Source organism: Psychrobacter sp. Ps7, from assembly GCF_022129225.1.
GTDB classification, from domain to species: Bacteria; Pseudomonadota; Gammaproteobacteria; order Pseudomonadales; family Moraxellaceae; genus Psychrobacter; species Psychrobacter immobilis_A.
Genome location: NZ_JADQAH010000002.1, coordinates 113,871 through 126,647 on the forward strand (window position 1 = coordinate 113,871; position 12,777 = coordinate 126,647).

Here is a 12,777-nt window from a genome sequence, read left to right on the forward strand (position 1 = left end):
ATTTAGCCTTCCTCATTTTGATTCATTTGGGCATACTGAGCCATAGCAGCTTCGATTTTGCTACGTGATGGCTTACGGCGTACCGAGGTATAACCCACTGTTTCGCCGCGACGAATGTTTGGCACAACGGTCGCATAGACCCAATAGTGACTACCATCTTTGCATAAATTCTTAACGTAGCCATGCCATTTTTGCCCAGCCGCTGCGGTATCCCACAAATCTTTATAAGCGGCTTTTGGCATATCAGGGTGGCGCAAAATAGATTGTGGCTGACCAATAAGTTCATCAACGCTGTAGCCACTGATTTCGACAAAAGCATCGTTGACGTGAGTCAGCACACCATCCAAATCGGTGCGCGATACAATCAGCTTGCCATCAGGATAAGGGCGTTCAATACCAGTATCATAGACAGTCCGCGATGTACCATCATAATAAGTCAGAGTAATCTGCTCAGCGGGCATATCAGGCTTATGTGCATCAGGGATTGGAGAACCCATCGTAATCTCCTTTATTTATCGTTATATTTATAATGATTAAAAAGCCAATCTGGTGTGGTAGTTGTCGATAACATCAGGTTGCCTTTCAGCTCAGTCGTTGTCCCAATATTTATCAGGCCATTATTCCATACAAATAATGTGTGCCATCTTAAATATTTTTTATGAGACAGTCACCTCATTTTGATTTAAAGTCATATTTATCAGTCGCGCTATGTGCTATATGACGTTAAATAATAAAAAATGTGTTATCGACAAAAATCCAAATTTACCAGTTAGATAAGTTTTGCAAGGGCTTCTGAGGCACGCTTGATATCTAAGAATATCAAACCAAGTTTTGCATTCGGTTTTGCCATAATAGTAAGTACCGCTTCATCTCCAGATGAGGTCATAATCACGTAGCCTTTTTCACCTTGAATCATAATACGATCGATACTACCACGTGCCAACTCACGACCTGCGCGGTCACCCAATGACAATAAAGCCGCTGACATAGCGCCAACACGGTCTTCATCAACGCCCGTTGGTAGTGCTGAGGCAATCATCAGACCATCGTTAGAAATAAGGGCAGATGCTTCAACATCGGCTGATGAGCTGTTTAGGTCTTCCAAAATTTGCTGGAATGAATCTGTACGCATATCGCTTTCTCTATGACGGGTTATTCAATTAATCAAATAACAGTTAGTAATGGTGGAGAATAAATGTTGACTAAGTCAGCTATTATAAACCCTTGCTGTTAATATTGATATACATCGGCTCAAGCAAAAAGCCAAGTTTTTGGGTTTTTATACCGTTTGGTGCTGATTATTGACCTTTCGTCTTTATTAAACGGTTATCAGTCTACAAATTTCCATTAATATTTGATTTGTTTACCGATTAGAAAAACGAAGGCTTTTTAGTAATGCAGGACTATTTTTAGCACAATCAATGAGATCTGTAAGCTCATCAGTCGGTATCTCAAGGTTCTATGAAAAGGTGCACTTTAGACTGTGCCAATAAAAATCGCTTATAACTTTTCATGATGGTGATATTTACTAGACTTATACGCCTCAAAAGTGATATATATTATGAGATAAAAAATGTTCTTGTCTCTGAATTTGGCATCTAGGCATAAATTCAGTCAGCTTTTTTAATCCCATTTGTCTCTACACAAGCCAGCGTGTCGGGGCAATTTCAGTTTTACACCAGTGTCTACAATCCTCTCGTTTGTTGTCATACGACGTGACATCGGTGTAAGTAAGCACGATCACCATTTTTACCCTAAGGAAAAGATATGAGTATCAGTCAGGCCATCGAAAAAGTCGAAGCGCGTTATGCACATCAACCTGAATTCGTTCAAGCGGTAAAAGAAGTTGCAATTACGATTGCGCCGTTATACGACGCCCACCCAGAATATGATACTTTTAAAATATTTGAGCGCCTCGTTGAGCCTGACCGCGTTATTGCTTTTCGTATTAACTGGGAAAATGACCAAGGTGAAGTTCAGGTTAACCGCGGCTGGCGTGTCCAGTTCAGCAATGCCTTAGGTCCTTATAAAGGTGGCGTGAGATTTCATCCGACTGTCAACCAATCTGTGTTGAAGTTTTTAGGCTTTGAGCAAATATTCAAAAACGCTTTGACTGGATTGCCAATGGGCGGCGGTAAAGGTGGCTCTGATTTTGATCCCAAAGGCAAAACAGACAGTGAAATCCGCCGTTTTTGCTATGCCTTTATGCGTGAACTACATCACTATGTGAATAAAGACATCGATGTACCCGCTGGTGACATTGGCGTGGGTGGGCGTGAAGTCAGCTATATGTTTGCGATGTATAAGAATTTAACGCACGAATATGGCGGTGTTTTGACCGGTAAAGGCGTTGGCTTCGGTGGCAGTTTGATGCGTACTGAGGCGACAGGTTATGGCGCGGTGTATTTCTTAGAAAACATGCTTACGGCGCAAAATGACGATATCAAAGGTAAGAGAGTATTGGTTTCAGGTGCTGGTAACGTCTCATTACATGCTGCTGAAAAAGCCCATATGCTGGGCGGCATCGTCGTCACTGTGTCAGACTCACAAGGGACTTTGTATGATGAAGCGGGTCTGAATCAAGAAAAAATTGATTGGCTCAAGGCGCAAAAAGCAAAAAGCAAACCGTTGGCTGAGTACGTCGATGTTTATGGTGGAGAGTGGTTTGCGAAGCAAAAGCCGTGGCAATTCAAAGGCGATATCGCGATTCCATCAGCGACGCAAAACGAAGTCAACGAAGAAGATGCCAAGCTCATGGTGGAAAATGGCATCACATACGTTGTCGAAGGTGCCAACATGCCATTGACTGCTGAAGCCATCGACTATATTCGTTTGCACCGTGTGCATTATGCCCCAGGTAAAGCCGCCAACGCGGGCGGTGTAGCAGTCTCTGCGCTTGAGATGTCACAAAACTCAGTCCGTCAGTATAAGAGCTTTGAGCAAATCGACTTGCGCCTCAAAAATATCATGCGAAATATCCATGACTGCGCAGCTGACGCCTCAGAACAGTATGGTCAAACAGATAATGGCTATATCAACTATATGGCTGGTGCAAATATCGTTGGCTTTAAACGAGTTGCTGATGCATTGGTCGCTTACGGTATTTTAAACTAAGCACTTTTATCATAGCCACCTACTAACGAATAACGCGTCTGTTTTAACGATAGGCGCGTTTTTTATGAATTAAACCTACCGTGAACAGTCAAAGTGGTTTTTATGAAGTGATACGATTGATCTATTGATAATATGTGTTTTTTAAAAGATAATAATTTTAGAACACTCAATAAGATTAATTTTGTGGAGACCGTTATGAGCAAGATTTTCAAGCCATTTTCGCTAACGACTTTGGGTACCCGTGCTGCAGTAGTAGTGGGTGCGGCTATGTTGACTACGACAATCTATGCATCTACACAGCAACCGCTAGCAAGTGAGGTGCAAGCCGCCAAAGCCAGCAGAATAAGCTTACAACAAGCAATAAATATTGCGGCGAAAAAGTTATCTGGTCTATTGATGAGCGCCAGCTTTGATCACGATGATGATAAAGCGCAAGGCGGTGTGTATGAGATGGAATTTGTAACCAGTAGCCGAAACTATGAAATCAAAGTCGACGCCATGAATGGTAGAGTGATTAGTACGGATGTGGAACGATTAGACAGTGATGATCTGGTAGATTATAAGGCGCTTAAACAAGCGAAGATTGATGTTAAACAAGCAATGAAAATTGCTGAAAAACAATCGGGCGGCCGTGTTATCGAGATTGAGTTTAAAAACGACCGAGATTATAGTGATCATGCGTCCTATTATGAAGCTGATATCCTTAAAGGTAATAGTATCGTTTGGCTAAATGTTGATGCCAATACTGGCAGTGTATTTAACAATAAGTTTAAGAAATAGCTAAGTAAGTTAGACATACAGATAGATAGATAGACAGGTATCGCTAATAGTCGTTTTTCTTGCTAATCAGTTTTTTGAAAATGGGATAGCAAAGCCGCGCATTTATTATTAAAAAGGCCCCAATCATTCAATGACTGGGGCTTTTTTAATGTGAGTATTTAGATAAGTTCGCTATACCGTCTCACGCCACTTGCCTTGAATCATAATGCCGTTAATAGGGTTTAGTCCCATCTGATAAGCCAAATCCGCAGGGCGGGCGATATCCCATAAGACCAAATCTGCATCACAGCCAACTTCTATTTTACCTTTATTAGATAGCCCCAGCGCTTGTGCTGCATAAACGGTTGAGCCTGCCAAAACTTCTTCAGTCGTTAAGTAAAATAGCGTACAGCCCATGTTCATCGCAAGCAATAATGAGGTAAGCGGTGAGGTGCCAGGATTGCAGTCAGTTGAAATAGCGATAGGTACTTGGTGCCTGCGTAATGCCTCAATGGGTGGCAATTTGGTATCCCGCAGGGTATAAAATGCACCGGGCAATAGAACTGCAACGGTATCACTGGCCGCCATTTTTTTGATGTCGTCTTCTGACAAGTGTTCTAGATGGTCGCTTGATAGCCCTTTATATTCGGCAACCAATGCACTTCCGCCTATGTCAGATAATTGCTCAGAGTGCAGTTTAACTGGAATGTTTAATGAGCGCGCGACTTCAAAAACGCGTCTGATTTGCTCAGTGCTAAAGGCAATATTTTCACAAAAGCCGTCGACCGCATCGACTAAACCTTCTGAATGTAGTATCGGTAGCCACTCGCAGACTTGCTCGATATAGTCATCCGAGCGATCTTGCATGTGAGACTTGTATTCAGGTGGTAGGGCATGCGCCGCTAGATAAGTGGTACTCACATGAATGTCATGTTTCTCTCCCAGTTGGCGGGCAACCGTGAGCATTTTGCGTTCCGTGTCTAAATCCAAGCCGTAGCCCGATTTGATTTCGATACTAGTGACGCCTTCTTTCATGAGTGCTAGTAGACGCTTTTCACTTTGTGCAAATAGCGATTCAATATTGGCAGCGCGGGTGGCAGTGACGGTTGAGACAATGCCGCCACCTTGTGCCGCAATGTCTTGATAACTAGCGCCTTGCAAACGTGCCTCAAACTCGTTACTGCGATTGCCACCATAGACGATATGAGTGTGACAGTCGATAAGTCCAGGAGTTATCCATTTACCATCTACGTCTGTGATTTGGTGGTCTTGATAGTGAGTCAGATGAGCAGTGATTTGATTATGCTCACCAATCCAAGCAATGCTGCCATTTTTAATACCGATAGCAGCATTGTTTAATTGACCATATGGGATGCTATTTGTATGTTCATCTGTATACATGCCAAAACCATACTGCGCCGAAAAAGTCGCAAGATTGGCATTGATAATGATGTGGTCAAACGATGTTAGGATGTCTTTATCATCTGTAGTATTGATAGATTTTTCGAGTATCTGTGCGCTAGAGTTGTTCATAATAAGCTCCTGCTTAATACTATAGTCAGGTGAATATATAAAATTCATCTTTAAAGTTTTATTCATAAGTCTTTATTTGTAGAGTCAGTAAATGCTGCTCTATAATAGTCGCTAATAGTCTTGCCGCAACTTTGCAGCTACGTGCATCAATATCAAAGGTGGGATTAATCTCGGCAATGTCGGCCATTTTTACTTTACCAGTAGCCATGATGGTCTTTACCATGCGCTCAACAAACCCAATCCCAATACCGTAAGCCGCTGGGGCACTCACACCGGGCACAACACTGGCAGGCAAGCAGTCCATATCGATGGTCAGATAAACCACATCGACCTGATTAATAAAGCTGATAACCTGATCGGCAAGTGTCTGCCAAGGCTGATAGTGACAGTCTTCATCACTGATGATATGCACGCCCAATTGCTCGGCGCGATCAAACAGCGCAGCCGTGTTAGAGAACCGACTGACGCCAATACAACAATAATGGAAAGACTGATTATGTGCATCAAGATGCTCGGCAATTTGACGAAACGGTGTACCAGAGGTCGCCACATCCGACTGACGAATATCAAGATGCGCATCAAAATTAATGATGCCGATGGTCGGTGCGGTACTAATATTGGTAATAATATTGGTATCGGTACTGGTATCACTTGTATTTTCTAATGCCTGCCATAGTCCCAAAAAACTACCATAGGCGATGGCATGACCACCACCAAGACCAATGGGCAAGCCGCCTTGTTTGACGATAGCGCTCACCTTATCCGCATATTCGAGCTGAGCTTGCTCAAGAGTGTGCGCGGCAAAGTCATCATCGTCGTGACAATAGATATCGCCTGCATCACCCAACAATGTCGCCAGTTGATTATCATAGCGTGTTTGCAATGGCGCAATGACCGGCAGTGTCGCAAACGCTCGGCGAATCAGCGGCGGGGCAGCTCGTGCACCCACGCGGCCTTGATTGCGCCTAACCCCTTGATCACATGCAAAGCCAATTAGCCCAATATTTTGATCCTCGTAAGGCTTTGCGAGCTGATACCAGTAGCGGGCACGCGCCGTCTCAAATGGCTCTGCACGGCCTGTCCATAGTGTCATGTCAGCCGCTGTATGACTCACGGTTGTGCTAATTATCGTTATGGCCATTGCTCATTCCTTTCAATTATCTAACGCTTATTTAGGCTCATACCAGTCGCTACGTAATGACTGCCAGTGCTCAGCAAGCGTACCGTCTAATACCAACTGCTTGGCCGCTTCAATATCAGGCGCTAGGTAGCGATCTTTGTCATAGAAAGTCACCTTCTCACGCAGTTTCTGGTGTGCCACTGTTAAAGGCTCTGAAGTCTCTAATCCGCGATGAAAATCAATCCCTTGACCGGCAGCCAATAGCTCAATACCGATAATGGTGGCAGTATTCTGTACCATCTCGTATAGGCGGCGTGCGCAATAGGTCGCCATTGACACATGATCTTCTTGGTTGGCTGAGGTTGGGATACTGTCAACGCTACCCGGATGAGCGATAGATTTGTTTTCTGACGCCAGCGCGGCTGCGGTCACATGAGCAATCATAAAGCCTGAGTTCACCCCAGCATTGTCGACCAAGAACGGCGGCAGACCACCTGATAGCGTCGCATCGATTAGCAAAGCGACACGGCGCTCAGACATAGAGCCAATCTCGGCGATTGCCAAGGCCAGAATATCAGCGGCAAAAGCGACTGGCTCAGCATGGAAGTTACCACCTGAAATAGCGACTGGGCCATCTTCGTTATTGAAAATTAGCGGATTATCGGTTACGGCATTAGATTCAATCAATAGCGTTTTACCTGCTTGGTTGATGATATCAAGACAGGCACCCATGACTTGCGGCTGGCAGCGTAGGCAGTAAGGGTCTTGCACTCGGTCATCCTGCTCGCCGTCATGTGAGGCGCGAATGGCACTGCCTTTGATCAATTGACGGTGTGCTTTGGCGATTTCGATCTGACCGTGATGACCACGCACATCATGAATACGGGCATCAAATGGTGAGTCCGAGCCTTTTGCCGCATCAATCGATAGTGAGCCAACGATAGTCGCGGTTTCAAGCAAATCACGCGCTAAGAAATAACCACGTAATGCTAGCGCAGTTGATACCTGCGTACCGTTGATAAGCGCGAGGCCTTCTTTGGCTGCTAGGGTGATGGGCTCAAGTCCATGCTGGGCTAGCGCGTCTGCTGCGGGCACTTTTTTACCGTCAACAAACACATCGCCTTCACCCATCATTGCAAGCGTCATGTGTGATAAAGGCGCTAAATCACCAGAAGCACCAACTGAGCCTTTAGCCGGAATGTTTGGCGTGATTTGATTATTGATTAAGGCAAGTAAGCTGTCCACTACCTCGCGGCGTACGCCTGATACACCTTGTGCTAGGCTGGCCACTTTCATCACCATAATCAGTCGCACTACGCCGTCTGGTAACGGTTCACCAGTGCCTACTGAGTGAGAAACAATCAGGTTACGTTGAAGTAGCTCAAGCTGATCATCACTGATACGGGTCTTTGCTAACAGGCCAAAACCAGTATTGATTCCATAAGCGCTTTTGTCTCTGGCAATAATCGTACGCACATCTTCGTGTGAGGCATCGATAGCTTTATAAGCACTCTCAGGTAATGTCAATATGACAGGTTGCTCATAGATATCACGTAGCATCTTAAAGCTAAGCTGGCGAGGGTGTAGCGTTAATTTTTTGATGTCGTTCATAGGGGTAATCCTAGTATTGTAAGCCATATAGTCATTCCACTATAAAAGTATTACAGCGTTAACCTCGCTTGAAGTATTTAATATACATTTACACGCGGTTGCCTTGTACTACTTTTAAATTAAATCGACTATATGGGTTATATTATTTTTGATTCATGTCTTTGTTGAAATGACGTTTTTTAAATGTTTTTAGTTAACGTAATACTTGTTATTAAATTTGTTTTTTTAGCCAATCCAGTTGAAGTACATGGCTAGATGTCCGAATGCCGCAGCCAATAAAATACTGAGTACCACGCGCTCGAACCAGATAATGACCATTTTGCCGACAGATAATGGTATTTCAGTGGCAAGCACACAAGGAATCATGGCAGAGAAAAACAACACGCTGCTAATAGAGATGACCCCTGCAACATAGCGAGTCAGTATATCAGCCTCACTGAGGAGCAGTGCTGGCAAGAACATTTCAGCCAATCCCGCTGACATACCTTTGGCGGCAACCAGAGGCTCTGGTAAGCCGCTAAGCCATGTAAATGGATAAAGAAGCAAGCCTAAAGCATCGAATACAGGCGTATACTTTGCTAATATCAATCCTGTCAAGCCAACCGCGATGATAGAAGGCACAATCGCCGCTGCCATCGTCAGCCCATCGCGAAAGTTAGACCATAAGATTTGTTTTAGGTCAGTGGCACGGCGCGAAGTGGACAAACCCAAATCAAATGCTGCCGCCAAACGTGTACCACTTTTATGGTCTAAAGCGGGACGTTCAACGCTATCATCAACAAGGCTAATGGGTGGAATACGAGCAGTAATCGCAGTGACGATAAAGGTAATCACTAGCGTAGACCAAAAAAACAGGTTCCAAAACTCCATCAGACCAAGCGTTTTGGCAACAATGACCATAAATGCCGCTGATACGGTCGAAAATCCAGTCGCAATAATAATGGCTTCACGCGCTGAATATTGCTTTTGCAAATACACGCGATTAGTAATGAGCAGCCCGATAGAGTAGCTACCAACAAAGGATGCGACCGCATCAATCGCTGATGAACCTGGGGTTTTCCAGATAGGTTTCATGATCGGCTGCATGAGCACACCGACCATCTCGAGCAAACCAAAACCCACCAAAAATGCTAAAATTAATGCCCCAAGCGGTACAATCATACCGACTGGTAATGCCAGTTTTTCAAACAAAAACGGCAGCATGTCCTTTTCCATCATAAAGGAAGGCGCTACGTCAGCTACATACATTACTGCCAGTATCAGACCAATGATTTTAAAAGCAGTCATAATCATATGGGTGATATTTTTACGCCATGAGCCGTCTATAAATGGCTTGCTTACCCCAAAGATCATCAATAAAAACAATAACGTCACAGACAATGTATGCTGCTGATTGACCAGATAAGTTGCCCCATGATCGAACAAAATCGTGCTTCTCTCACCAATGGTAAATGGCACAAAAAACATGACCAAACCGATAGCACTAAAGACTATCAATTGCATTAACGCTATAGGTTTAGACAGTAGTGCTTCAGTTGGTGTTGCTGCTGCATCCTTGAGATTTAGTGTAGTATTTTGCTCAATCACATTATCCTCCTTGATAAAATGTCGATGATATCCTTATGTCAAATAACCACTTATAAGGATAAAGGGTATGCTACTTAATCATCGGCAAATTTAGACCATAGTCTTTGGCTGTTTTGATCGCCAGCTCATAGCCTGCATCGGCATGACGCATGACGCCTGAGCCGCAATCGTTGACTAGGACTCGTGCCAAGCGTTTGGCTGCAGCATCAGTACCGTCTGCGACGATGACCATACCTGAGTGCTGCGAGTAGCCCATGCCAACGCCGCCGCCATGATGCAGCGATACCCAAGTTGCGCCGCCTGCGACGTTGAGCATACCATTCAATAATGCCCAATCAGATACCGCATCTGAGCCATCTTTCATGCTTTCAGTTTCGCGGTTTGGACTGGCAACAGAGCCTGTGTCCAAGTGGTCGCGGCCGATGACGATAGGGCCTTTTAGCTCGCCGTTTTTGACCATTTCATTAAAAGCAAGACCTGCTTTGTCACGCTCACCCAATCCTAACCAGCAGATACGGGCAGGCAAACCTTGGAATTGAATACGCTCTTTTGCCATATCTAACCAGCGATGGATATGGGTGTTTTCAGGGAACAGCTCTTTAATTTTTTGATCGGTTTTGTAGATATCTTCTGGATCGCCTGACAGCGCCACCCAGCGGAAGGGGCCTTTGCCTTGGCAAAACAGCGGACGAATATAAGCGGGGACAAAACCTGGGAAATTAAAAGCGTCTTTAACGCCTTCATCAAAAGCCACCTGACGAATGTTATTGCCATAATCGGTCGTTGGAATGTCCATCGCTTGTAGATCTAGCATCGCCTGTACGTGTACGGCACAAGACTGAGCGGCTGCTTTGGTGAGTGCTGCATGTTGCTCTGAATCTTCTTGGGCAGCTTTCCATGCTTCGACTGTCCAGCCACTTGGTAGATAGCCATTGATCAAGTCATGCGCTGAGGTTTGATCGGTCACTAGATCAGGCTTCATGCTGCCAGCGCCACCTGCTTTGGCTCGCTTGACCATCTCAGGTAAGATATCTGCTGCATTACCAAGTAGGGCGATAGAGACCGCTTCACCTGCGTCGGTATGCTGTTTGATGAGCTCGTAAGCATGGTCTAAGTCATTGGCTTGCTTGTCGACATAACCTGTACGTAAGCGGAAATCGATACTAGACTGTTGACACTCGATGTTTAATGAAGTGGCACCTGCAAAAGTCGCGGCTAATGGCTGTGCGCCGCCCATACCGCCAAGACCCGCGGTCAAAATCCAACGTCCTGCCCAGCTACCGTCATAATGCTGACGACCTGCTTCTACAAAGGTCTCATATGTACCTTGCACGATGCCTTGCGTGCCAATATAGATCCAGCTACCAGCTGTCATTTGACCATACATCATCAAGTCTTTGCGATCGAGCTCGTTAAAGTGCTCCCACGTGGCCCAGCGTGGTACAAGGTTAGAGTTTGCAATCAATACACGCGGGGCATTTTCGTGCGTTTGAAACACGCCAACTGGCTTGCCTGATTGCACGAGCAACGTCTCATCGTCTTCCAATTCTTTTAACGACGCTAGGATTTGATCATAGCTTTCCCAATTGCGGGCTGCGCGTCCGATACCACCGTAGACCACGAGGCTTTTTGGGTTCTCAGCCACATCAGGATGCAAATTGTTTTGCAGCATGCGATAAGGTGCTTCGGTCAGCCAGCTTTTGCAATGTAGGTCGCTGCCAGTGGGCGCGGCGATTTCGCGGCTCTCATCACGGCGAGTCAGCTTAGTCTCTTTATTGGTTCCATGGTCAGTAGTCATTATCATATCCTTGTGATATCTGTTAAGACGATAAAGTAATCAAAGTAAGTGTTTTACCGTCAGTCTATAAATTCAGCGAAACATCGATTAGATTACACAGATTTTTTAGCACTGTCGTAAAGTTGTATATACAAATTATCAAAGATACTTTTTTCATGCAAGCAATTTTTTATAAATGACTCAATTATTTTTGTGAGGGTTTTGGTAGATAGATAAATGTCACAGTGTTTTGACAAGGTTCATGACGTTATCTCGTGATATTATGGCGCTATTATTATTGGTGAAACTAACGGTTAAACACGGACATGACAAAGACGATTCCGGCATATCAGCGCATAAAAAACGCCATATTAGACAATATTCACTCGGGTAAATGGCAAGCGGGCAATGCAATTTCTACAGAAATGGCGTTGGCAAAAGAATTTGGCGTATCGCGTATGACGGTCAATCGCGCCCTAAAAGAGCTGAGCGAAGAGCGAGTGCTAGAGCGCCGGCAAGGGTCGGGGACGTTTGTCGCCCAACAGCAGTTCAATCATACCTTTGTAGAAGTGCGCAATATCGCGCAGGATTTAAAATCTGCCAATCGTGATTATCAGGCGCAAGTGGTGAGTAAACGCATACTTACGGCTGCGATGTTGGATGATGAATTACGGCGTAAATTTGATATTAATAAAGTAGCTGTGTCTTCTAATACAAACGCTGATACAACCGTAATGGATGACAGTACTGGCGCAGATAGTAGTAGCGACGTTGATGTTTTATACGAGGTAAAAATCATTCACTTTGCGGATGGTCAGCCCATACAGTTCGAAGAGCGCTGGGTGGATGCGCAAAAGGTGCCAGAATTTATTGAGCAGGATTTTAGTGTGGTCAATACCAGTGATTATCTCATTGCCAAAAGTCCACTAGAGCGCGGTCGCTATACCATTCGTGCACTGGCGGCACCAGATGAGATAGCTGTGCTACTGCAAATCGCACCGCAATCGCCGACATTGGTATTGCGCCGTCAGACGTATTCAGCAGGTCGAGTATTGACCTTTGTGAAGATGTGGCATGCAGGCGATCGTTATCAATTCTCTGGTGAATTATAATAGTCTTACGCATGCTCACTGTTTTTGTACGTTTATTCTTTCTGAAGTGCGCTAGTATATGAATAAATGGCTACTTAATTGGCAATAATAACGTTAATATCTGCCTAAAAATAGTCTTACGCATGCTCACTGTTTTTGTACGTTTATTCTTTCTGAAGTGCGCT

Annotated in this window: 10 protein-coding genes; 3 read left to right on the plus strand and 7 right to left on the minus strand. The window is 44.7% G+C overall.

The features are described 5' to 3' along the window. Positions 1–2 precede the first annotated feature (2 nt). Together I3257_RS01505 and I3257_RS01510 are read right to left on the minus strand one after the other, a co-directional pair. A complete protein-coding gene (locus I3257_RS01505; protein ID WP_055124629.1) occupies positions 3–497 on the minus strand; it encodes a PAS domain-containing protein in 495 nt (164 codons plus the stop codon). A 272-nt stretch (positions 498–769) separates the two neighbouring features. Continuing rightward, positions 770–1,132 carry a roadblock/LC7 domain-containing protein gene (locus I3257_RS01510; protein WP_010201036.1) on the minus strand — a complete coding sequence of 121 codons (363 nt, stop codon included), beginning with the start codon at positions 1,130–1,132 and terminating at the stop codon, positions 770–772. 635 nt (positions 1,133–1,767) lie between these two features. On the opposite strand from I3257_RS01510, the gene gdhA reads away from it, so the two are divergent. Together gdhA and I3257_RS01520 are read left to right on the plus strand one after the other, a co-directional pair. Continuing rightward, positions 1,768–3,114, plus strand: coding sequence for an NADP-specific glutamate dehydrogenase (gene gdhA / locus I3257_RS01515; RefSeq protein WP_055124628.1), 1,347 nt, complete (start codon positions 1,768–1,770; stop codon positions 3,112–3,114). A gap of 195 nt (positions 3,115–3,309) precedes the next feature. Beyond that, on the plus strand, positions 3,310–3,894 hold the full coding sequence (locus tag I3257_RS01520; RefSeq protein ID WP_238048594.1) for a PepSY domain-containing protein: 585 nt from the start codon (positions 3,310–3,312) through the stop codon (positions 3,892–3,894). A gap of 171 nt (positions 3,895–4,065) precedes the next feature. Here the strand turns inward: I3257_RS01520 and hutI are convergent, their stop codons facing one another. From hutI to hutU, 5 genes are all read right to left on the minus strand, one after another. After that, complete coding sequence (gene hutI, locus I3257_RS01525; RefSeq protein ID WP_238048595.1) at positions 4,066–5,406, minus strand: imidazolonepropionase; 1,341 nt, start codon at positions 5,404–5,406, stop codon at positions 4,066–4,068. 58 nt (positions 5,407–5,464) lie between these two features. After that, the gene (hutG, locus tag I3257_RS01530) at positions 5,465–6,547 is read right to left on the minus strand and encodes a formimidoylglutamase (RefSeq protein WP_238048596.1); all 1,083 of its coding nucleotides are present in this window, start codon (positions 6,545–6,547) and stop codon (positions 5,465–5,467) included. A gap of 27 nt (positions 6,548–6,574) precedes the next feature. After that, a complete protein-coding gene (gene hutH, locus I3257_RS01535) occupies positions 6,575–8,137 on the minus strand; it encodes a histidine ammonia-lyase (protein WP_238048597.1) in 1,563 nt (520 codons plus the stop codon). Between the two features lie 225 nt (positions 8,138–8,362). Beyond that, positions 8,363–9,724 (minus strand): YjiH family protein, encoded by a 1,362-nt coding sequence (locus tag I3257_RS01540; RefSeq protein ID WP_238048598.1) that lies wholly within the window; start codon positions 9,722–9,724, stop codon positions 8,363–8,365. A gap of 70 nt (positions 9,725–9,794) precedes the next feature. Further along, the gene (hutU, locus tag I3257_RS01545; RefSeq protein WP_238048599.1) at positions 9,795–11,522 is read right to left on the minus strand and encodes a urocanate hydratase; all 1,728 of its coding nucleotides are present in this window, start codon (positions 11,520–11,522) and stop codon (positions 9,795–9,797) included. 305 nt (positions 11,523–11,827) lie between these two features. On the opposite strand from hutU, the gene I3257_RS01550 reads away from it, so the two are divergent. Further along, a complete protein-coding gene (locus tag I3257_RS01550) occupies positions 11,828–12,613 on the plus strand; it encodes a UTRA domain-containing protein (protein WP_238048600.1) in 786 nt (261 codons plus the stop codon). Positions 12,614–12,777 lie beyond the last annotated feature (164 nt).